This window comes from Candidatus Binatia bacterium (genome assembly GCA_036382395.1).
Classification (GTDB): domain Bacteria; phylum Desulfobacterota; class Binatia; order HRBIN30; family HRBIN30; genus JAGDMS01.
This window is the reverse complement of record DASVHW010000351.1, coordinates 1-21,170: the sequence shown is the minus strand read 5'-3', so window position 1 is coordinate 21,170 and position 21,170 is coordinate 1. Positions and strand designations below refer to the sequence as shown.

The 21,170-nt window shown below is 61.3% G+C and carries 20 protein-coding genes; 9 read left to right on the top strand and 11 right to left on the bottom strand.

The window, feature by feature from the left end; genetic code table 11:
- Window positions 1-1,164 precede the first annotated feature (1,164 nt).
- Genes VF515_16880 through VF515_16865 form a run of 4 tightly spaced genes read right to left on the bottom strand, consistent with a single transcriptional unit; the run spans window position 1,165 to window position 6,198 of the window.
- Window positions 1,165-1,650, bottom strand: a complete 486-nt coding sequence (locus tag VF515_16880) for a YajQ family cyclic di-GMP-binding protein (protein ID HEX7409306.1) — start codon at window positions 1,648-1,650, stop codon at window positions 1,165-1,167.
- A gap of 12 nt (window positions 1,651-1,662) precedes the next feature.
- Window positions 1,663-2,310, bottom strand: coding sequence for an outer membrane lipoprotein carrier protein LolA (locus VF515_16875; protein ID HEX7409305.1), 648 nt, complete (start codon window positions 2,308-2,310; stop codon window positions 1,663-1,665).
- A gap of 11 nt (window positions 2,311-2,321) precedes the next feature.
- Window positions 2,322-4,526 carry a DNA translocase FtsK 4TM domain-containing protein gene (locus VF515_16870; protein HEX7409304.1) on the bottom strand — a complete coding sequence of 735 codons (2,205 nt, stop codon included), beginning with the start codon at window positions 4,524-4,526 and terminating at the stop codon, window positions 2,322-2,324.
- 1 nt (window position 4,527) lies between these two features.
- A complete protein-coding gene (locus VF515_16865; GenBank protein ID HEX7409303.1) occupies window positions 4,528-6,198 on the bottom strand; it encodes a ribonuclease J in 1,671 nt (556 codons plus the stop codon).
- A gap of 340 nt (window positions 6,199-6,538) precedes the next feature.
- On the opposite strand from VF515_16865, the gene VF515_16860 reads away from it, so the two are divergent.
- From VF515_16860 to VF515_16840, 5 genes are all read left to right on the top strand, one after another.
- The gene (locus VF515_16860; protein HEX7409302.1) at window positions 6,539-6,739 is read left to right on the top strand and encodes a cold-shock protein; all 201 of its coding nucleotides are present in this window, start codon (window positions 6,539-6,541) and stop codon (window positions 6,737-6,739) included.
- 11 nt (window positions 6,740-6,750) lie between these two features.
- Entirely contained in the window at window positions 6,751-7,980 is a 1,230-nt protein-coding gene (locus tag VF515_16855) for a metallophosphoesterase (protein HEX7409301.1), read from the top strand.
- Window positions 7,981-8,407: 427 nt separating this feature from the next.
- The gene (gene tesB / locus VF515_16850; GenBank protein ID HEX7409300.1) at window positions 8,408-9,256 is read left to right on the top strand and encodes an acyl-CoA thioesterase II; all 849 of its coding nucleotides are present in this window, start codon (window positions 8,408-8,410) and stop codon (window positions 9,254-9,256) included.
- Window positions 9,257-9,311: 55 nt separating this feature from the next.
- A complete protein-coding gene (locus VF515_16845) occupies window positions 9,312-9,914 on the top strand; it encodes a CBS domain-containing protein (GenBank protein HEX7409299.1) in 603 nt (200 codons plus the stop codon).
- Window positions 9,915-9,935: 21 nt separating this feature from the next.
- Window positions 9,936-11,516 carry an AAA family ATPase gene (locus VF515_16840; GenBank protein HEX7409298.1) on the top strand — a complete coding sequence of 527 codons (1,581 nt, stop codon included), beginning with the start codon at window positions 9,936-9,938 and terminating at the stop codon, window positions 11,514-11,516.
- A gap of 58 nt (window positions 11,517-11,574) precedes the next feature.
- Here the strand turns inward: VF515_16840 and VF515_16835 are convergent, their stop codons facing one another.
- A complete protein-coding gene (locus VF515_16835) occupies window positions 11,575-12,036 on the bottom strand; it encodes a CBS domain-containing protein (protein ID HEX7409297.1) in 462 nt (153 codons plus the stop codon).
- A 292-nt stretch (window positions 12,037-12,328) separates the two neighbouring features.
- On the opposite strand from VF515_16835, the gene VF515_16830 reads away from it, so the two are divergent.
- Window positions 12,329-12,799, top strand: a complete 471-nt coding sequence (locus VF515_16830) for a YbaK/EbsC family protein (GenBank protein HEX7409296.1) — start codon at window positions 12,329-12,331, stop codon at window positions 12,797-12,799.
- A gap of 68 nt (window positions 12,800-12,867) precedes the next feature.
- Here VF515_16830 and VF515_16825 read toward each other — a convergent pair whose 3' ends face one another.
- The 3 genes from VF515_16825 to VF515_16815 all read right to left on the bottom strand — a co-directional run bounded on the left by VF515_16825 (window position 12,868) and on the right by VF515_16815 (window position 14,519).
- A complete protein-coding gene (locus tag VF515_16825) occupies window positions 12,868-13,578 on the bottom strand; it encodes a Crp/Fnr family transcriptional regulator (protein ID HEX7409295.1) in 711 nt (236 codons plus the stop codon).
- Between the two features lie 34 nt (window positions 13,579-13,612).
- On the bottom strand, window positions 13,613-13,936 hold the full coding sequence (locus VF515_16820; GenBank protein ID HEX7409294.1) for a hypothetical protein: 324 nt from the start codon (window positions 13,934-13,936) through the stop codon (window positions 13,613-13,615).
- Window positions 13,937-14,057: 121 nt separating this feature from the next.
- Entirely contained in the window at window positions 14,058-14,519 is a 462-nt protein-coding gene (locus tag VF515_16815; GenBank protein ID HEX7409293.1) for a hemerythrin domain-containing protein, read from the bottom strand.
- 116 nt (window positions 14,520-14,635) lie between these two features.
- On the opposite strand from VF515_16815, the gene VF515_16810 reads away from it, so the two are divergent.
- Entirely contained in the window at window positions 14,636-15,274 is a 639-nt protein-coding gene (locus tag VF515_16810; GenBank protein ID HEX7409292.1) for a Crp/Fnr family transcriptional regulator, read from the top strand.
- A gap of 406 nt (window positions 15,275-15,680) precedes the next feature.
- Here the strand turns inward: VF515_16810 and VF515_16805 are convergent, their stop codons facing one another.
- Window positions 15,681-16,082, bottom strand: coding sequence for a phosphate ABC transporter substrate-binding protein (locus VF515_16805; GenBank protein ID HEX7409291.1), 402 nt, complete (start codon window positions 16,080-16,082; stop codon window positions 15,681-15,683).
- A gap of 122 nt (window positions 16,083-16,204) precedes the next feature.
- Here VF515_16805 and VF515_16800 point away from each other — a divergent pair, with 122 nt between their 5' ends.
- Window positions 16,205-17,998: an ATP-binding protein gene (locus VF515_16800; GenBank protein HEX7409290.1), complete on the top strand. Its 1,794-nt coding sequence runs from the start codon at window positions 16,205-16,207 to the stop codon at window positions 17,996-17,998.
- Window positions 17,998-19,365, top strand: a complete 1,368-nt coding sequence (locus VF515_16795; GenBank protein HEX7409289.1) for a sigma-54 dependent transcriptional regulator — start codon at window positions 17,998-18,000, stop codon at window positions 19,363-19,365. Before VF515_16800 ends, VF515_16795 begins: the two co-directional genes overlap by 1 nt.
- Window positions 19,366-19,842: 477 nt before the next feature.
- On the opposite strand, the gene VF515_16790 is transcribed toward VF515_16795, so the two are convergent.
- Both VF515_16790 and VF515_16785 read right to left on the bottom strand, forming a co-directional pair.
- Window positions 19,843-20,850 (bottom strand): alginate export family protein, encoded by a 1,008-nt coding sequence (locus VF515_16790; protein ID HEX7409288.1) that lies wholly within the window; start codon window positions 20,848-20,850, stop codon window positions 19,843-19,845.
- Window positions 20,851-21,170: hypothetical protein (locus VF515_16785; GenBank protein HEX7409287.1), on the bottom strand; the 320-nt coding region annotated here is incomplete at its 5' end.

The following is a 21,170-nucleotide window of genomic DNA, read 5'->3' as shown; positions in this document are numbered from 1 at the left end:
ATGGTCGCGATGGCCTCCGCGACTTCGTACAGGATCTGCTGATACTCCATCCGCTTCGTCCTTTCTGAGCTGAATGTCGGTGCGGGCTGCCGCGCAGTTCACTACTTTGAGCTTCGCTACGCAAGTGCTTTTCGGGCGCGGAACTCCTTCTCCCATTCGCCGTCGGGGCGCCTACGCCGTGCGCTACGACAGCTCGCAAGATGTCAGCGACAAGTGCCCGAATGGCTCGAGCCGGACTGCGGAGAACGCGGCTCCCGCCACCTTGGTTTGTTTGGCGGCGCAGTCTGTGGACAAGCCGTAGCAGTGGCTGTGGATACCATTCTAGAACGTTCTGCTAGGCAGTCGGTTGCCAGACATTTAACGCCATTTTAGAGATCTGATTTCCCATAGAACTAGGGCCAAAACAGTTTTAGAAATATTTTTCCAAAATGGCATTCGTCTCTTGACAGAGGACCACCGTCATTAGATAATCGCTGGCGAAACTGGTGGTGGGTGGCTGAATGAGGTGGAGCGAAAATTTGGGGGAACGGGAGCACAGGCAGTTGAACGCTCCTAACAAATCTATAAGGAGGACGTATGGCAACCAAGAAAGCTGGCAAGACCAAGAAGAAAGCCCCTGCGAAGAAGAAAGCCGGCGGCAAGAAGAAAAAGTAAGTAGGTATCCTTTCGAGGCCATTCACTAGGCCAGAAGTTTTTTCCCTTTCCCCCAGATCTGAGCCTTCGGGCTCAATGCAGGAGGCCTTCCGAATCGGAAGGCCTCTTCATTTGTAGGTCATCCTTTCGACAGATAGCACCGGCAGAGGATCCCGTGGTGATTAGAACGATCGCCGTGGAGCATCCCCGGTTCAATGCGGTGGTGGCGGCGCGCCCAGCGGCTTCCCTTTCCACCGGCATGGCGAATGGGAGCGGCGGTACTGCGATGTGTTTGTCTGCATCGCCAAACACCGCCGTGCTGCCGATGAGATTTTCGTTATTCCGTCCTTGGTGGTCAGCGGCCCGACGTTTAGCCTCCACGGCGCCGGGAAGCCCTACCGCGGGCGGTACGCGATCTACCGCAACCGGTGTTTTTTCCCAGACGCCTGTGTCGCCCGAAGCCAGCAAGGTGGCGTAGAATAGTCGTCCCCCAATCGGTGCCCTGGCGGAAGAACCCGCCACGCCGCCGTACTAGTCCCGGTAGTTGACGACCTGCAGCGGCAAACCGAGGTCCTGCGCCTTGAGTAACTGGATCACGGCTTGCAGATCGTCTCGTTTCTTGCCGGTGATGCGCACCTGATCCGCTTGTATCTGGCCCTGGACCTTGAGCTTGCTGTCCTTGACGAGTTTGACGATCTGCCGGGCCCGGTCGATGTCGATACCCTGTTGCACGGTAAGGGTCTGTTTCGCTAAGCCGCCGGCTGCCGGTTCGATCTTTCCGTAAACCAGCGCCTTCAGGGAGACGTTGCGGCGGACGAGCTTGGATTGCAGGATGTCCACCACCGCCTTGACCTTGAAATCGTCGTCAGAGAGGATCTGGATGCTGTCTTCCTCCAGGGTGATCTCGGTCTTTGTCCCTTTGAAATCGTAGCGCTGTCCGATCTCTTTTCGTGTCTGGTTGACGGCGTTGTCGATCTCCTGGCGGTCCACTTGCGAGACGATGTCGAACGAGGGCATGCGCCACCCCTTTCACTGTAAGACCGGAGCGGTGATTACATCGACGCCCTGGGGAAGCTGGAAGACAAATCGGTCGTCGGGCAAGTCCTGATTGCGCCGGATGTCATCGAACTGTAGCCGACTCACGTTACCAAGCGGATCGTGCACTTCCGCTCCGCGTATTTCGCCGCTGTCACGTGCCACCGTCAGCCGCAATTTTCCAACCGCAGCGCTGTCGCGCCGCGATACGAGTATCAAGTAGACCAGCTGCCCATCGGCGCTGGTGCCATCGATACTGACGTCGAAATCCTGGGCAATGCGTCCGACGCCGGTGAGGAACGAGATGGGCGTGGTGGAGCGAAACGCCGCATCAAAGGGCGCTTTGAGTACCTGATGTTCCTTGGGTTGGTACAGCCACAATGTGCTGCCATCCGCGACAATCACTTGCGGGGCATCGTGATCCAACTCCCAGCGCATCTTGCCGGGTTTCTTGAAGGCGACGGTGCCGCGGGCAGTGGTCGTTTTGCCCAAGCTGGCGATGGTCATTTCCTGCGTCACCGTGGCCGTGAAGTCACGGGTGGCATCGTACCGTTCCTGTACTTTCTGGACAATCGCGGAAACGTCCGCCGCGCGGAGTTCGCTCGCCAGCGCGGCGATGGCGAGGCCACAGATCCATGCCACGTGCACCCTCATCAGTCCTCGATGCGTTGTGCCAGCACTTCGCGCGGGCGACCGTTTTCACTCGTGCTCACGACGCCTTCGCGTTCCATACGTTCGATCATGCGTGCGGCCCGGTTGTAGCCGACCCGCAGGCGCCGTTGCACCCATGAGATCGAGGCTTGACGACTTTCCGTGACCAGGCGCACGGCTTGATCGTACATGACATCATCGTAGCCGTCATCTGCATTCGGGCCGTCGCCTTCCTCATCATCTTCCAACAGATCGAAGGCGTACTGCGGCTTAGCTTGCTGCTTGGCGAAGTCGGTGACCTTCTTAATCTCGGCCTCGGAGACAAACGCCCCGTGCAGGCGCTGCACCTTTGCCGTGCCCGGCGGCAGGTAGAGCATGTCGCCACCACCGAGCAGCCGCTCGGCGCCGATGCAGTCCAAGATGGTCCGCGAATCGACACGTGCAGTCACCTGAAAGGAAATGCGCGCCGGGAAATTGGCCTTGATGAGCCCGGTGATCACGTCGACGGACGGGCGTTGGGTCGCCAGGATAAGATGCATGCCCGAGGCCCGTGCCTTCTGCGCCAAGCGGGTGATGGATTCCTCCACATCGCGGCCAACCGTCATCATCAAGTCTGCCAGCTCGTCGATGATCACCACGATTTTCGGCATGCGCTGGTGGCGCAACACCTGGGGTGGCGCCTCCTCTTCGCCGACGACGTCGGTCAGTTCGATGACACCAGCTTGGCGCTCCTGCTCGTCATGGTCCATCAGCCGGTTGTAGCTGTCAATGTGCCGCACGCCCTTTTCCTTGAGCACGCGATAGCGATCGTCCATCTGCTCGACCAGGTGCTTCAGCACGACCACCGCTTTTTTTGGGTCGGTGACCACCGGAACCAGCAGGTGCGGTAAATCATCGTAGAGCGACAGCTCGAGCATCTTCAGGTCGATCATGACGAAACGGACGTCGCGTGGGGACGCCTTAAAGAGGATGCTCATGATCATAGCGTTGAGCGAGACGGACTTGCCCGTGCCGGTTGCGCCCGCCAGTAACAGGTGCGGCATGCGTGCCAGATCCGCGACCACTGGATTACCCGCGCTGTCTTTTCCCAGAGCGAGCGTCAACGTCGAGTCCGCCTGTGTGAACGGCTCGCTTTCGAGGATCTCTTTCAAATAGACGTGCTCGCGCTTGGCGTTGGCAACCTCGATGCCGACGACGGCCTTGCCCGGGACCGGGGCGAGAATGCGCACGCCCAAGGCGCGCAGCGCCATGGCAAGATCGTCCCCCAGCGTGACGATGCGGTTGACCTTCACCCCCGGGGCCGGTTCGATTTCGAAGGTGGTGATCACCGGCCCCGGTCGCACCGCTACGACGCTGCCCTCGATGCCGAAATTGGCCAGCTTGGTTTCGAGGATTTCGGAGCTCTTGCGCAAGGCCTCCTCATCCACCCGCACCGCGGCGTGCCGCGGGGTGTCCAGCAGGTTGAGGGGCGGTGTCTGATAGCCGGCATCGGTGAAGGGGAGCACCTCCTGCACCGCACGGGGTTCGGGCTTCTTCTCGGACCTGACGGCCGAATCCTCTCCCAGCACAATGAGCGGGCCGGCTTGCTCGCTCGCCGGTTCACGCTTGCGGTTGGACACCGTCCGTACCGAGGTGACCTTCCGTTCCCGGCGCGCGTGCCAGCGACTCCGCGCCTCCCGGGCGCCGGCGGCAAAGAAGATGGTGCCACCCTGCAATGAAGAACCCGTCGTGAACATGAGCGAGAGCAGCAGCGCGACAGAGGCCACTACGTAGGCGCCGAGGGTACCACCCGCATCGCGCAGCACGCTGGCCAGAAAGCCCCCAAACCAGCCCCCGGCATATACAACTTCATTGCGAGGCAGCACCAATCCCAGCATGACGGCCAAGCTCAGCAGCATGGCCACCGCAGCGAAAGCGCGCGCCAGTGAGATCTCGTCGAACCGCGAGCGGAGCAGCCGCGTCCCGAGCACTGACAGCAGCAATGGTAGAAGGTAAACCGCCAGACCAAAGGCCTGCATCAGCACGCTCGACAGGCCGTATCCCACCGGCCCGCCGAGGTCCAACTTCGCCTGGCCGTGTTGGAAGGAAAGAAAACTCACCAACGCAAACAGCGCCGTGGCCAGCGTCAGGACGCCGGCGACTTCGTTGAGCAGTTGGCTGGTCTCCCGCTCGGCCGCTTCTTTGGCTTCCGCCCGGCTGCGTCCCACCTCACATCTCCATCACGAAAGGCACGATGACTGGCCGGCGCTCCAGGGTGCGTGCAAAGAATCGCTTCAACGCCTTACGCACCTCTTCCTTGACTTCGAGAGAGTCGGTACGCGATTCCGCCGTGAGCTGCTGGAGGGTCTCAACGACAAGGCTCTTTGCCTGCTCGAGATACGCCTGTCCCTGCTCCTCAAATATGAATCCCCGTGATATCAGGTCGGGCCCCGCGATCAGCTCTCCCGTCTGCTGGTCGATCCCCAGTATCGCCACCACCAAGCCGTCGGACGAGAGATGGCGGCGGTCCCGCAGCACGACATCCTCTACGTCGCCAATGCCCTTGCCATCTACAAACACGCGCCCGGCCTGTATCGGCTGTGCGACACGGGCGCCACTCGGATCGATTTCGAGCACGTGCCCATCTTCGAGCAAAAAGGTGTCTTCAGCGGACATGCCGACCGAGTGCGCCAGGGCGCGATGCTGGACCAGATGCCGGTACTCACCATGCACGGGCACGAAATGACGTGGTTGGACCAATCGCAGCAACAGTCTGAGCTCCTCTTGGCTGGCGTGTCCGGACACATGCACAGCGGTGCCGCCGGCGTGGTGCACGTTCGCCCCCCGGCGGTAGATGTGGTTGATCATGTTGCTGATTGACCGTTCGTTGCCGGGAATGATGCGTGATGAGAGGACCACCGCATCGTCCGGCTCCATGCGCACCTGACGGTGGTCGCCGACGGCGATGCGGATGAGCGCCGAAAGTGGTTCGCCTTGGCTGCCAGTGGTGAGCAACGTGACCTCATGGGGCTGGAGCTGCCCTAATTCGTCGATATCCGCGAAGAGAGAAGACGGGAACTGCAGGTAGCCGAGTTGCGAGGCGATCTTGATGCTGGAATTCAGACTCCGGCCTACCGTCACCACCCGGCGACCGTGCCGTTGCGACAGCTCCAGCACCTGCGCCAAGCGGTGTACGTGCGAGGAAAATGTCGAGAAGAAGATCTTCCCGGGGCTGGTGCTGAAAATACGGTCGAGGGGTCCGTGCACCGACCGTTCCGACGGGGTATAGCCCTCGCGCTCGGCATTGGTCGAATCCGACAGTAGGAGCAACACGCCACGCGCGCCGTATTCGGCCAGGCATTGCAGGTCCGACGGATTGCCATCGATCGGCGTCTGATCGATCTTGAAATCGCCGCTATGAATGATGGTGCCAAGAGGCGACGTGATGGCCAGGGCGACCGCGTCCACGATCGAGTGGGTCATGTGAATCGCTTCGACCGCGAAAGGTCCCATCTGCCACCTGCGGCGAGGCTGGAGGACCTCCAGCTGGACTCCGGACAAGTTGTGCTCGCGGAGCTTCTCCTTGATCAGGCCAGCGGCCATCGCTGGTGCGTAGATCGGCGCGCGGAGATCGCGGAGCACGTACGGCAGTGCGCCGATGTGATCTTCATGACCGTGCGTGATCACAAAGCCGAGAAAGCGGTCGCCCAATCGCTGCAGGTATCCGAGGTCGGGGATGACCAGATCGATCCCAAGCATGTGCAACTCGGGAAACATCAGACCGCAGTCGATGGCGATGGCCGCGTCGCCGTATTCGAGGAGCAGGCAGTTCAGGCCGATCTCGCCGAGTCCGCCCAGCGGGATCACGCGGAGCAAACCGCTGCCGTTACTTCCGGGCATAGCACCTCAGTTTGTTCTGGAGGAAAATCGAAGGGCTGCCGAAGAACCGTTTGCAGTCAGACGCGCCACACACCCTCATCTCCACAACAACCCGCCAAGTGGCGCGATGATAGCTGTCCACACTCCGCCGAGTCAACGTGATTTAACGCCTCGGATGTTTCGCCCAAAGTGTGGCTTGCCCCTAATTGGAAAGCTCGTTATAAAAACGCACGTTAAACGGGTCGGTTCGGCAATCGTCTTGCAGGCCGGTAAGAGGCCTTCTCGCTCGCAACGCAATTTGCGTCCCTAGACGTGCAGCGCCCCCCCCGGCTGACGAGTTTGAGCAGAGGAGGGATCCCGCATGGCGCAAGGGACTGTAAAGTGGTTCAACGCCGAAAAGGGCTACGGCTTCATTTCGCAAGAGAGCGGCGAAGATGTCTTCGTCCATTACTCTTCGATTGCCGGTAATGGCTTCAAGAGTCTCGAAGAAGGCCAGCGGGTGGAATTCGACGTCACCCCGGGCCGCAAGGGACCGCAAGCCAGCAATGTGACCAAGGTCTAGCGAGTCTAGCCGTGGTGCAACGCCCCGCCGGTGAAGCCGGCGGGGCGTTTTTGTTTTTGCGGGGGAAACGCTCCGCATCGGTTGACTCAACCGTCCGCTCCCGGAACACTAAATCCGTGTCGACGTTTGCATTGATTTCCGACCCGCATGTCACGGTTCCGAATCCGCAGACAGGCTGGAGCCGTCCAACGATCCCGAACGAACCGACGATGTATGCCCAGAGTGTCGAGTTGCTCGAGGCGGCACTCACCGAAATCAATGCCATGCCGGAGGTGGAATTCGTCCTGGTTGCGGGCGACCTCACCAAGGACTCCGAGCCTTACAACCACGACCGCGCGCGCGAGTTGTTGGGCCGCTTTCGTGCGCCCGTCCTTTGCGTCTCCGGCAACCATGACCAGCCGCGAACAGTGCGACTGCGTCCGCGCGAGTATCTCGATCCCGACGTGGCTCCCGTGTGCACACCAGACATTCCGCGCCTGTACGGCGACTTCGGGTTCAAGGACACCCGCCGCACGGCCTACGGTTGTGATCCAGCCCCCGACGTGCATCTTGTCGGCATCTGCTCATCCAAACCCGATGAAGATCGTGGCTGGATCGATCCCGACGTGCTGGCGTGGCTGGATGACGAATTGGAACGGCAACGCGATCCCGGACGGGAAACGATCGTTATGCTGCACCACAGCATTATCGATCACATCCCCAACGAATCGGTTCATCCATTTTTTGCATGGTTTCACGTCGAAAACGCCACCGATCTTAAGGCGATTCTCCGCAAGCACGGAATTCGCCTGACCTTCAGCGGACATCTGCACATTCAAGACGTGAAGGAAGAGGCGGGATTGTACAACATCGTTACGGCATCGCTGGCGGGCTATCCACACGCTTACCGGGTCGTCACGCTTCGCGACGGTCTGGCGAGAATCCGCAGTCGACGCCTGCGCTCGATTCCGTCGTGCCCCGACCTGCAAGGGTTCTCGCGCGAGTCCACCGCTGACGTGTTCGTCAATGTACTGACGGAAGCCATGACGGGTGCCCCGTTTCATTATTCGCGGGAGCGGGCGGCGACGGCGGCTGGTAAGCTGCGCGACTGGTGGCCCTCGGTCGCGGAGGGGGAAGAGCAGTTCGCTTACACCGCCGAGGAACTCGGGGACCCGGCGCTGGCTGCGTTTGTCAACAGCTTCAGTGACCGCCCACCCGCAGATAACGATTTGACCATCGAGTTGCCGCGCCGCCGGTCGTAAGCCGGCTATGAATCACGGACGGCTTTTCTTGAGCACACCCTGGCCGACACACCCTGGCCGGGTACACACCCTGGGTACACACCATGGCCTGGTACACACCATGGCCTGGTGCTTGACAGTCACGTCGTCGGCGTCTCATGTGAGGAAGCATATTGATATACATCATCGTCTGGGCTGACTAAGGCGGGAGCTTTGATGCTCATTGGTCAGCCCGAGGCCTGACGCCGGCAGCGAGCGGCGCTTCGCTGAGCGCCCGGTTTCTCCGGCCCTGAAGGCCCGCTGTCGGGCTGCCTTCCGGCCAGCACAACCGCCACGCGCCACGTTGTTGCTGCTGCGCTAGTCGCGCCGCCCTGGTTTCGGTATCGTGCTGTCGATGCCATGTTGAGTTCGGCTCAAGATGGTCGCGCCCAAGGAGAAAACAACGTTGATGGAAGCCTTGCAGAGACTCATCGAACTGCTCGACCTCGAGGAGCTCGAGGTCGACATTTTCCGCGGCCTGAGCCCAAAGGAAGACCGGCAACGGGTATTCGGAGGACAAGTGGCAGGCCAGGCGCTGGTTGCAGCCACGCGCACCGTCGAGCACGGTCGGGTGCACTCATTCCACAGCTATTTTCTGCGCCCGGGCGATCCCAAGGTGCCGATCCTCTATGAGGTGAACCGTATTCGTGACGGCCGTTCCTTCACCACGCGTCTTGTGGTGGCGATTCAACACGGGCAAGCCATCTTCAATCTCTCGGCATCGTTTCACAAAGAAGAACCTGGGCTCAGTTATTACGTCCCCATGCCCGAGGTTCCAGCGCCCGAACGCCTGCCGACCTTTCAAGAGCGGATGAAACCGTTCTTGCAGCAGCTCGGCCCGTGGGCTGAGCGCGAACGGCCGATCGATCTTCGCATCTGTGATCCGGTGGACCGCCCGCCCAGCAGTTGGCGCGAGCCGGTCGCCTACGCTTGGCTGCGCGCCGATGGCCGGCTGCCCGATGACCCGACGCTGCATGCATGTGTCTTGACGTATGCTTCCGACATGACCTTACTCGATACGTCGTTGCGGCCGCACGGACTGGTGTGGTCGCCCGACCGCAAGATCATGATGGCCAGCCTGGATCACGCCATGTGGTTCCATCGTCCGTTTCGCGCCGACGAGTGGCTGCTGTACGCCCAAAACACCCCCGCCTCGGCTGGTGGCCGAGGATTTGCCACCGGTAGCATCTATACCCGTGACGGCGTGCTCGTCGTCTCGGTTGCTCAAGAGGGACTGATTCGTCGGCTCGAACGATGAGGCAACTGGTTGGGTAACACGGTTCAGGTGAATCAAGGAATCGGGGAGGGTGACGATGCTAGTTCGCGACTACATGTCCTCGAAAGTCATCACCATTGAACGTGAATGTTCCATTGCCGACGCGCGCGCCCTGCTCCGCAAGCACCGCTTCAGGCAACTCCCTGTGATGCACAAGGACCGCCTCTCCGGTATTGTCACGGACCGGGATCTGCGCGGCGCCTCAACTGCGAAGGGAACCGTCTCCGACGTCATGACGGCGAAGCCCCGCGTGGTTGGACCCGACGCGCCAATCGACGAAGCTGCCCGGCTGCTCCGGACACTGAAGGTTGGGGCGTTGCCCGTGGTCGATCACGTCACCTTGGTCGGCATCATTACCACCTCGGACGTCCTCGATGCCTTTGTCCAGCTCTGCGGTGTGACCGAGCCGACCTATCACCTCGTGCTTGCCGGAGGTCGCGATGCGGAGGCGAAATGGCGCATCCGCCGCGTCATCGACCAGAAACACGGCGACCTGAAGTGGATCTACCGTGACCGGCGCTCTGGGAAGGTGCATCTCCGCCTCCACACTACTGACATCGATGACATCGTGGCCGGGCTCGAGGCCAACGGATTTGAGGTGAGCGCAGTTCTCTCTCCGCCCCGAAGGCCGCATTCCTAGCTGCCAACTGAGGTGCGTTTCGTGGGTCTCCCCGAATCGATTACCGCGATGCTACGTCCGGAGATGTACCCGCATCCTCCGCCCGCCGTGGGTCTCGTGCAAACCCACATTTCCTACGTCTTCTTGGCGGGCGAGGAAGTCTACAAGGTAAAAAAGCCCGTGCGCTTCTCCTTTCTCGACTTCTCCACCCTCGAGCGCCGTCGCCACTTTTGTCACGAGGAAGTGCGGCTCAACCGTCGCCTGGCGCCGGAGGTCTATCTCGGCGTGGTAGCGATCTGTCGGGAGGGGACGGCATATCGGCTCGGGCCAGAGGATGATGTCGGAGCGACCGAGTACGCCGTGCGCATGCGCCGGCTGCCTGCCGACAGGATGCTGGACGAGCTGCTCGACCGCGGCGCGGTCACGCCGTCGATGATCCAACAGCTTGCCCGCCGTCTCGCTGACTTTCACCGTCAGGCCAATGCCAGCCCGGAAGTGACCGCAAACGGAGATCCCGCCGCCGTCTTCGCGGCGCTGGAGGACAACTTCGTGGGTATGCGCCCGTTTCGCAACATCACAATTCCAGCCGGAGACGACGACGCGATCCAGATCTTCTCCCGCAACTTTCTCCAACGAAATGATGCACTCTTCCGCAGGCGACAAACGCAGCACCGCATTCGCGAGTGTCACGGCGACCTGCACACCGAACACATCTGCTTCGACCGCGTCCCCATCATCTTCGATTGCATCGAGTTCAATCCGCGCTTCCGCCACTGCGACACGGCCTCCGAAATCGCCTTCCTGGCCATGGACCTCGACTATCACGACCGTGCAGAATTGACCGGCGAGTTGGTCTCTTCTTATGCCGCGTACGCCGAAGATCCCGACCTGCCGCGACTGGTGCCATTCTACCAGTGCTACCGCGCCTACGTGCGCGGCAAGGTTGACAGTTTGAAGAGCGCGGAGGCGGAGGTCGAGGCTGACGAGCGAGCCAGCGCCCGGGCCAGTGCGCAGCAACACTTTGCGCTGGCGTATCGCTACACGTGGGCCTACAGCTGCGGCGTGGTGGCGATCGCTGGATTGAGCGGTACGGGAAAGTCGGCCATCGCCGCGCGGCTCCGCAGTCGCACTGGTTTTGTCCACGTCAATTCTGACGTCATCCGCAAACGACTGGCAGGACTAGCCAGCGACGCGGGCGTCACCGCTGCCTATGAAGCCGGATTGTACTCGCCCGAGCACAGCGCTTGGACGTACGCGGCGATGCTTGCCGAGGCGACAGAACACCTGAGGGCGGGGCGTGGCGTCATCCTCGACGCCACGTTTCAGCGGCGGGCAGATCGCGATGCGGTCCGCGCACTTGCCTGCACACAGGGGGTGCCGTTCCTGCTTGTCGAATGCCGCTGCGGTGACGACGAAGTGCGCCGGAGAATCGAACGGCGCCGAAGTGAGAGTGCGGGGCCCTCAGACGCTAACTGGAGCGTGCATCTCGAACAACGCCGCCGCTACGAGGCGCTCGCACCGGAGGAACACGCAAACCACCTGGTGATCGATACCGCCGTTGCGCTCACCGAGGTGACGTCTACGGTTGAACGGACCCTGCGGACACGCATCGAGGGTGCTTGAGCGGCAGTGGGATTCCGTCAGGTTTGCCGGCCGTAGCGCGTAGTCGCTGATGGTGAGGTCAGCTTACGTCAATGGGCTTCTCTTCCTCGATGATCCGGCGCTTGATGCCGGCGATGGAAAGAATGCGCTGCAGGTAATGGAGGCAGTCTGTCTCGCTGAATAGGCCGACGAGCTTGCCTGCTGCCACTACGGGCAAGCAGCCGATTTTGTGCTCGAGCATGCGCGCCACTGCCTCTTCGATCTCGGTGTCCGGCGCGACGGTAATCAGATCGGTGGTCATGACCTCCGGGATCCGGATGCGGCCAAGCCACTCCTTCTCCGCTGGCTTGCGAAAGTTCAAGACGCTTGAGACGCCGGCGAGAAACAGGTCGCGCTGCGTGATCAACCCCACCAGACGCCCATCACGGAGGACGGGGAGATGACGAATGCGTTTGAGCTTCATGAGATCATCGGCAACATCCAACCTCGCATCGGCATCGAGAGTCACTAGGTCGCTCGACATGAGCTGCCAGACTTGCATATGGGACTCCCTTCCACCTTTGGCAGGTAGCAAACCGGCTGCCACGACCAGTGCGCTGATTCCGGAGCCGGAGGCCGGACCACTGCTTCGCAGCCCTGGGAAGAGCCGGCGTTAGCGTAACGCTGTCCACTCACACTTGCAGCCTCTTTGCAGTGACAAGAACCGAACCCCGGTTCCTGGGTCAACGGCAACAAACCCGGTCAGCCGGAAACCCCACTGCACGTACGGCACACCTTCTCCGTTGCGCTGGTATGGAACGTGGAGCACTCCATCGAGATAAAGGAGGGCTGCTATGCCGATCCTCAGCAAGTTGCGTGAACATCTCGACCGCAACAAGGTGCAATACGAAGTCATTTCGCACCGGCAAGCGTTTACGGCGCAGGAAGTGGCTGCAGCGGAGCACATCCCGGGCAAGGAACTGGCCAAGGTGGTGATGATGCGCAGCGGAAAGAACTTCCTCATGGTCGTCGTGCCAGCCCCGTCTCGGGTGGATATCGAGAGGGCCAAGGGGGCGCTCGGTTTGCCGGATCTCACGCTGGCAACGGAAGAGGAATTCGCCGGCTTGTTTCCGCAGTGCGAGCCCGGGGCGATGCCGCCGTTTGGGAACCTCTACAATTTGCCGGTGTACGTCGATCAGCTGCTGACGGAAGACGAGGCGATCGTTTTCAACGCCGGGAATCACATCCAGACGGTGAAGATGCAGTACGCGGATTTCGCGCGCACGGTGCAGCCGAAGGTCGTCTCGGTGGTGGCGCGACACTGAACGCGAAAGCACGCGAAGCGTCAGCGCGGCACCTCTCCCCACGTCTGGCGTGTGGAGAAGGACGAAGATCAGGCCGATCCGGCGCTGTCGGGATCGGCAATGCGCATCAGCTTCTCGGCATCGGCGATGATTAACTCGCGATGAGAGATGGAGATCGCCCGCTTTCGCTTCAGGCGTCCCAGCAAGCGAATGACGGTCTCGGTGGAGACGCCGATCATCTCGGCGATCTCACGCCGCGAATATCGCAGCGTGAGGCGCGTCCTGCCGGTACCGTTGCCCGTAGCGTTGGCGAGCTGGATGAACAGGTCCGCCAAGCGACCCTCCGCTGTCTTGAGCGCAAGGGCACGCACCTTTCTTCGAGCCACGCCCAACGATGTGCTCAGCGCGGCAATCAAGCGCACGCCCGCCATCGGGTGTACCTGTATGAAGTCCATCAGGCGCTCGCGAGGCAGGTAGCACAGCTGCGAGTCGGTCAGGGCCTCGGCTGAGACCGAGTACGGCTCCAGGAGATCGGAGGGTAATTCCCCGAGGATCTCGCCTGGTCCCGCGACGGTGACGATGTGATCCCGGCCGAAGCGGTCCGATTGATACAACTTCACTGCGCCGTGGCAAAGAATGTACAGACCGCTGGCCGGTGCCCCCTCATGGAAGACCACCTGACGAGATCTGTAGATCGCGATGGTGCCGCATGCGCGAAAAGCGTCAAGCTGGTTGTCGGGCAAGTCGGCAATGATGCTCGTGCTGCGAATCGCGCAGTGCTCACACCGAATCTTCCTCATGCGTTACTCCGGGCCGGCGTGCCCGCACCCTCCGTCATCGGGTGTGCTCCGTCAACGTCTTCGTGCCGGCCGTTTCCGGGGCTGCGGAGGTCTCCGCCGTTTGGCCGTAGACGCGGCTGCGGCCCGTGCCAGCGAGACATTTGTCGATAATGGCGGCCGTGGCGAGGTGGCCCAGCGCGCGATACGCGCGGTACGCCCCCGCGTAGAACGGGTTCTGAAACATGCGCAAGATCTTGGGGCCGTCATGACCCATGCGGGCAAACTCCTCGGCACAGGAGCACGCAGTCTCATGCATCGATTCCATCTCGGTAGGCGCCCCGAGCGGTATCTGCGGATTGACTTGTTTATCGTCTGGCATCGTCACCTCCGACTGCAGGCCAGGCGGCTGCAGGAACGACGCCTGAGTTTGCTACGTTACGGGTACCGAACTCAAGAGGGACGGGGTACGCACCGGTTTCGAGCAGTTGGGGAGCGTGTGGTCACACGGCCGTTCCGAACGGAGGAACCACCGCCGCGAGCGAATCGACCTCACGTTGTTCGTCCGCAGTGAGCATGCGCGAGGCCATCGGGAAAAGAACGTTGTCCTCTTTGGCGATGTGCTGGCGTAGCAACTCAATGAGGTCTTGTGTGCAGCGCTCTTGCCGCTCGACGTCCCCCGAGTGGAATCCGACGGTGAGGCCCTGCATTAGCTCACGAAACGTGGCGTGTTCCGCATTCATCACCGCAAGCGGCCCCTGCGTGAGGGGGAGGTGCCGGGCAAGAACCGGAAAGAGCGCCTGCTCTTCGATGGCAAAATGATGCACGACTTCCCGCTCCAGATATGTGACGAAGTCGGCGAGCCAGCCGTTGGCGCCGCGTGACGCGAGGTCCTTCTCCACTGCATCGAGGCGCGCGAGCACCTCTTGATGTTGCCCGCCGAGGAGTTCAATGGTTGCGCTCACAGGCTCTCCTTTGCTGATATTCGAACTCACATAGGCCGTTTGGCAGCGATGTTGTATGATTCGTATCATAGAGGTCCGTGGTGATGCCTGGCATGGAGGGACTGAGGGGATTTCGGATGCTGAGTGCGCCCGACCGCGAGCTGATCGCTGCCGCTACACGCGAGCAGGCCGTGGCACAAGGCAAGGTTTTGTTCTCGGAAGGCGAGCCTGCGGAGGCGTTGTGGGCTGTCAAAGAGGGGCTGGTCCATATCATCAAGTTCGGCCCTGAAGGACGTGAGATCGTCCTGGAAGTCATCCCTTCGGGCGAACTGTTTGGCGCGGTAGCGGCGCTGCAAAGCCGCCCGTATCCCGCCTCAGCCATAGCCGTCGATCCCAGTGTCGTTTGGTGTCTGCCGGCGTCGCTGGCGCGTGAATTGTGTCAAAAGCACCCCACGCTGCGTGCGGCGATCTTAGATCAGGTCACCAGCCGCTTGCGGGACGCGCATGACCGCCTGCGCTCGATTGCGCTCGAACGCGTCGAGCAACGGCTGGCGCGCATGCTGCTCACGCTGGCAGACAAAATCGGGCAGCAGCACGCCGGAGTTACGGAGGTAAGCATCACTCGGCAGGAACTTGCCGACATGATCGGGACTACGGTAGAGACAACTATCCGCGTCACCAGCAAGTGGCGGCAGGCTGGGATTATCAGCTCCTCTCGGAACCGGATCGCCCTGACAGATCCGCGAAATCTCCAGAAAATCGTTCAAGGGGGCTGACCTGGCAAGCCCCTGCCTCCACGCCGCCAGTTCCCCGTATTGGGAATTCTTTGCGCCCATGATAATGGAAGCGCCAGAAAGTGAGCAAATATGCAGTAAGAGCCTGGCAAAGTCAGGTGGCGCGCTTTTGGCTTAGACGTCCTGCTGTTCATCAACTTGCAGATCATGGACGAAGCTCGGTACCACGGATGACTTCCGAACCCGCGCCCTTGCCAATGGCGGTGGCCTTTTGAAAGCCTTCCTTGCTTCGGTGTCCGTACCCCGGACCACCATCGAAGCTCCCAACACACCGTCGCCAGCGCGTTTTAAGTACATCCTACCGGCTTCGTCCCTGACTCTGCTTGGCAATGCGCCAGTTTTCGCTCACCGCGGTTGAGTAAGCATCAAATCGCCTGGACAGCTGCATTCACTCGATCTGGAACGCGACGCGGACCGAGTCATCGACGTAGCTGAGTTCGATGTACCCGATGGCGTTGGGATCGCTGGCAACGTAGCGCTTGACTGAGGCTGGTGAAGAGAGCGCGACAGGCGGAAGAACCCCGTGGAAGTACTGTTCATTCCAATACGTGCCTAGGCGCGTGCTCTCACTCCCGAAAGCAAGTTGAGAGAAGGTTTCCCGAGCCGGGCTGCCCGGTGCCTGGTTCAGTGCAACGATCGGCTGACCATCATCCCAGGAGCGGCGCTTTTTGAGATAGATGCGCGCCACGTCCTTGAGGTCGAGTTGGACCTTTCGTGCCGGGTGCGCGATGACGACGAGGGTCTTGCCGCCGGCCACGTCGGCGGGCAGCGCCGGTGATGTGCGGGTCAAAAGGCAGCAGTGTGGCAAGCGGCCGAGAAGTGGTCCATACCAGGCGGCGGTATTTGATTGGCGCCCCCTCGCAACGTTGGCGGCGCAACCTTATGCAACGATTGGCTAACTGGCAAGAGAGAATGCCCAGTTTCCTGCTGTATTCGCTACGGGCGAAACTGCTGCTCTTCTCCCTGCTGCTAGTAGTGGTGCCCGGGGTAGTGTTTGCCCTGATCGTGATCGCCAGTATGCGCAGCGCCCTCGAAGATGCCGTAGGCCGCCAGCTGGCACAGGTCGCGCACGACACGGCCTCCCAGTTTGGGGAGCTGCTGACACGCGAACGCGGCAATGTCGCTGCCTGGGCGAATCAGGACGTGATGCGGGAGATTCGTATCGGAGATCTCGACAAGCGCATTACGCGCTTCCTGATCTCGTTAAAGCAAAGTGACACGGGCTATCTCGATCTGTTGTGTACCGACGCGGACGGCCGTGTGATGGCGGCGTCCAATCCCGCACTGCTCGGTGGGATGCATGCGGGGAATGGATGGTTCCGTGCGACACTCATTGGGAAGGACTTCCTTGCGGGGCCGGTCCCCTCGGTGGTGGACGGCCAACCGGCTCTTGAAATCGCTGCCCCGATCCACGATCCAGAGAATCGCGATGTCGTGATTGGCGCGCTCCTCGGACTTTACGATTGGAAGCGCGGCACGGCGCTCGCCGAGCGGCTTCGGGAGAGTTCAGCGGCCTTGAAATTGACCGTGGACGTGCTGATTCTCGATGCGCATGGGGTTGTGATCGCTGCGACCCAAAGCGAGGAAGTCATGCGAGCGGGGCAGAACCTGCGGACGACTGGTTGGCTTGCCGCGAAGCACCGGCGGGCGCGGGAGCGTCCGGGCTACGTGAGAGAGCCACAAGCCGATGCGCTGGTGGGGTATGCTCGACTAAACGCGGCGCGACCGGAATGGACCGCACTGGTCATGCAGCCGTTGCGAGAGGCCCTGGCCCCAGTGTACCGCATTGAGCGTCATGTGAGCCTGCTGCTGGTAGGCGTGTTGCTCGTCGGACTCGGTGTGGCGGTACTCCTCGCCGAGCGCATGGGTCGCCCGCTACGGGAGCTGACGCGCGCGACACAGGAGATCGCTAGAGTAGGGGAGCCCCGCCGGCTCGTGCCGGTGCGATCCCGCGACGAGATTGGGCAGCTTGCGGGGGCCTTCAACAGCATGGCGAGCGAACTCAAACGGGCCCGGGAAGAGCTGGTGGTGGCTGCAAAGTTTGCCTTCGTGGGCGAGATCGCCGCCGGGGTCGCACATGAGGTCCGCACGCCACTTGGCATCCTGCGCGGCTCCGCCCAGATTCTCGGGCGCTCGCTGCCGGCAGATCGTCCCGAAAGCACGGAGCTGGTCGAAATGATCATCGGTGAGGTCGATCGGTTGGACCGGGTGGTGGCGGGGCTCTTGGAAATCGCACGGCCACGCGAGCTGCTGATCGAACCGACGCCGCTCACCCCCGTCGTCAGACGCGCGCTGGACTTCGTCGAGCGGCAGGCTCACGAGAAGGGCATTACCATTCACCGCATGCTCACCACTGATCAGCGTCTCGCACGCTGTGACCCTGTGCAGATCTATCAGGTGGTACTGAACCTCATCGTCAACGCCCTGCAGATCCTGCCGCCCGGCGGTGAGATCACCGTCCGCACGTTGCCGCCGCGCAACGGGCGCGTGAGTTGTGAGGTCAGCGATAACGGACCGGGCATTGCCCCCGAACTACAGGAACGCATTTTTACGCCGTTCGTCACCATGCGCGAAGGTGGTACGGGGTTGGGACTGGCATTGGTCCAGCGCATCGTGCAAGCGCACCAGGGCACGGTGGCGGTGGAGAGTGAAGTGGGCCGCGGTACGACATTCCGGGTGGAACTTCCAACCGTTCAGGAGACGTGATGGCAAGAGTCTTGATTGTCGACGACGAGCGCAAGATGCGCCGCGTCTTGCAGATCCTGCTTGAGCAACTGGGAGTGGAATCGGTTCCCGCCGCTGATGGCGAAGAGGCGTTGGAGCGCTTCAGCGCCGAAAAGATCGACCTGGTACTGACCGACCTGAAGATGCCCGGCATGTCCGGTGTCGAGTTGCTCAGCCGCATCCGCACGTTGGATCCCGACGTGCCGGTCATCGTGCTCACCGCCCATGGCACGGTGCAGACCGCTGTCGAAGCGATGAAGCAGGGCGCCTTTGACTACATCTTGAAACCGTTCGACGTGCAGGCGATCGAACTGATCATCCGCAATGCCTTGGAGATGCGCCAGTACCGCACGGAAAACCGTTTCCTCAAAGCGCAAGTCCCCGCCACATCGGTATTCGAAAACCTGGTGGGCGGATCGGCGGTCATGCAAAGCATCTACGATCTCATTCGTCAGGTGGCTCCGGGCAAAACGGCGGTCCTGATCACCGGCGAAACCGGCACCGGCAAAGAGCTGGTGGCGCGTGCCCTCCACAGCCTGAGCCCGCGCCGCGACAAGCTCTTCGTCCCGCTCAACTGTGCGGCGATTCCTCAGGAACTGTTGGAAAGCGAGCTCTTCGGTCACGTCCGCGGTGCGTTTACCGGTGCGCAGGCCGAGCGTACCGGAAAGTTCGAGCTGGCGGATGGCGGCACGCTGTTCCTCGATGAAATCGGCGACATGGCGTACCCGCTGCAAGCGAAACTGCTTCGCGTCCTGCAAGAAGGCGTCATCGAGCGCATCGGCAGCAACAAGCCGATCAAGATCGACGTGCGCGTGGTGTCTTCGACAAATCGAGACCTCGCGGCAGCGATTCGGGAGTCGCAGTTCCGCGAAGACCTCTATTATCGACTCAATGTCTTTCACGTTCACCTGCCGCCGCTGCGCGAACGACGGGAAGACATTCTTCATCTCGCGGAGTTCTTTCTCGCCGAACTCGGGCGGGAAATGGGAAAGGGGGGACTGACGCTCACTGCCGATGCCCCCGCCGTACTCGAGCGGTATCAGTGGCCTGGTAACGTTCGAGAACTCCGCAACCTGATGGAGCGCGCCGCTGTGCTCTGCACCGCACCCCAGGTCGATGGCAACATGATTCGGCTGCTCCTGCCACCGGCACCCACCGAGCCCGCAGCCGAAGACGCTCCCGAGGCGACAAGCAACAACTTACAGCTCGAACCAGCCGTGGAAGAGGTGGAGCGCAAGTTGATCCTGCGCGCCTTGGGCGTCGCTAGCGACAATAAAGCCGAGGCGGCCCGCTTGCTCGGTGTGAGCGAGAGAACGCTCTGGTACAAGCTCAAACGCTATGCGCTGTAGCCCTGCGCGACTCGGTCAGCATCCGCGCAAAGACTTGCAGAGCCGCTGCAAGGTCCTTCACGACGGCGCGCCTATCATCGACCACTAATTCGAACCTCCATCCGGAATTGTTCCCCGAGAGGCAGCCTGCCTTCCACGACTCGTGGGCACGCCGGTTGCTGAAGCTGCCACCCCGCGGCGGACGCCGACACCAACACCACGGGGGCGTAGCGCGCCAACCCGGCCACGCGATTCGGAAGGCGACTGAACTCACTGATTTGCCAGGGAGGAGCGGGGTAACCCGCTCCTCTTTCTCAGCGCTACCGCCTCCCGCTCCGTATCCGGGGTGGCTTTTTGTGGTACGCAGCCTTGCGGGTGCCAGGCAGTGGATCAGTCAAAAACCTGTGAGGGTTGAAGTGGTTTGCAGATGTCCCCGTCCATGCCCGCTGCGAGACAGCCCTCCGCTCTCAAATAACCATCGCTCCGCAGGGCAGATGGTTAGTAGCGGTAGGTGAGCTCGATGTACCCGTAGTTTGCTCCGCCAGCGTCTGGAAACGTACGCTTGACCACGCTCTGGCCGAAGGCCCTTCCGTAACAGGCGTATGCGGTGAGCTGCTTGAGGATGGAGATGGTGAAAGAGATGTCGGCTAGATGCGCAAGTTCCCGCTGGCCATGGGGAGCAATGCCCGTAAACCCGAAGATCTGATTGTTGGTCGCGCCACCGCCCGCATACCAGAGATCCTTGGACGAGGTCAGCCGCAGCCAGTGGTAGTCAGTGCGTACCGTGACTTTTTCCTGGGGCTTCAGAATGAATTGGCCAAACAGGTCTTCCGTGTTCATGAGGTTGAAGAATGGAAGCTGCGCGTAGGCTCGTGCGGTTGGGAGGATCTGAAAGAACGTGTGGTGACTCTTGTCGTTCGGGTCCGTGTCGCCGGATGACCGATCGTAGCCGACACGGAGCCACGGCGCCGCAAACACCTTCGGAAACTGGTAGCCACTCTCAACTGCGTAGGCCCACGCGAAGTGATGCAGCTGGCCCCATTCGCCACCCTGCAGAGCCCCCCACAGCAACCCGTCAACCTTGCCAGGACCCGCGTCGGCGACGGTGACGACGTGGCCGCCCCAGGTGTGGACGTCGATGGCGCCATTGTCTTGCTTTCGAAGCGTGTCCTGTGACGTAACGGTCGAGCGATTGTCGACCATCAAGGCCGAGGAAACGCCAGGGATGACGTGGCTACGCTGGTCGAGATAGTAAAGGTAGAAGAGCCGCGCATCGATGGGCGCTAGGTTCTCGATCTTCTTGAGCGTGAGGGCGAGGCCCGCCAACCACACATCCATCTCGCGGTTGGCGCTCACCTCGAAGCCGCCGTTCGTGGGCCGGGTGCCCATGGCAGTGATGTTGAAATCGGGTTGATCGTAGGCCATCCGCACGCCGTCGAAGCTGCGAGTGACGTGCGTGTATCCGAACGGGCCAACCAACCGATCACCGATCCGTGCGCGCTTCAATCATGCCAAAGACGGATCGGTGGGCACGGTCTCCATGCCATCACTGTACTCGAAACGCCCGAACGTTGCGGAGCCCTCGCTCAACCCGGGCAGACCGTTCACGGTCATATGTGCTTGTTTGAGGAACACCTCACCCTGGTCACGTTGGTGCGTATTGAAGAAATACAGCGCCCCAGGTCCTAGGTTGCCCTGCGGCAGCTTCCGGTCCGCGAGATTCGCATCGTTGGGCAGGTTTACCAACTGCGTATCCTGCACCTCTACGGTAAACAGGGTATGCGGCGCGCTGACCTTTGCACCAACCCGGAGCTGGCTGGCAAAAA

Coding starts and splice junctions, on each gene's coding strand:
- VF515_16880 (HEX7409306.1), bottom strand. CDS start 1,650: ATGCCCTCGTTCGACATCGTCTCGCAAGTGGACCGCCAGGAGATCGAC.
- VF515_16865 (HEX7409303.1), bottom strand. CDS start 6,198: ATGCCCGGAAGTAACGGCAGCGGTTTGCTCCGCGTGATCCCGCTGGGC.
- VF515_16860 (HEX7409302.1), top strand. CDS start 6,539: ATGGCGCAAGGGACTGTAAAGTGGTTCAACGCCGAAAAGGGCTACGGC.
- tesB (HEX7409300.1), top strand. CDS start 8,408: ATGGAAGCCTTGCAGAGACTCATCGAACTGCTCGACCTCGAGGAGCTC.
- VF515_16845 (HEX7409299.1), top strand. CDS start 9,312: ATGCTAGTTCGCGACTACATGTCCTCGAAAGTCATCACCATTGAACGT.
- VF515_16835 (HEX7409297.1), bottom strand. CDS start 12,036: ATGCAAGTCTGGCAGCTCATGTCGAGCGACCTAGTGACTCTCGATGCC.
- VF515_16830 (HEX7409296.1), top strand. CDS start 12,329: ATGCCGATCCTCAGCAAGTTGCGTGAACATCTCGACCGCAACAAGGTG.
- VF515_16825 (HEX7409295.1), bottom strand. CDS start 13,578: ATGAGGAAGATTCGGTGTGAGCACTGCGCGATTCGCAGCACGAGCATC.
- VF515_16820 (HEX7409294.1), bottom strand. CDS start 13,936: ATGCCAGACGATAAACAAGTCAATCCGCAGATACCGCTCGGGGCGCCT.
- VF515_16810 (HEX7409292.1), top strand. CDS start 14,636: ATGCTGAGTGCGCCCGACCGCGAGCTGATCGCTGCCGCTACACGCGAG.
- VF515_16800 (HEX7409290.1), top strand. CDS start 16,205: ATGCCCAGTTTCCTGCTGTATTCGCTACGGGCGAAACTGCTGCTCTTC.
- VF515_16795 (HEX7409289.1), top strand. CDS start 17,998: ATGGCAAGAGTCTTGATTGTCGACGACGAGCGCAAGATGCGCCGCGTC.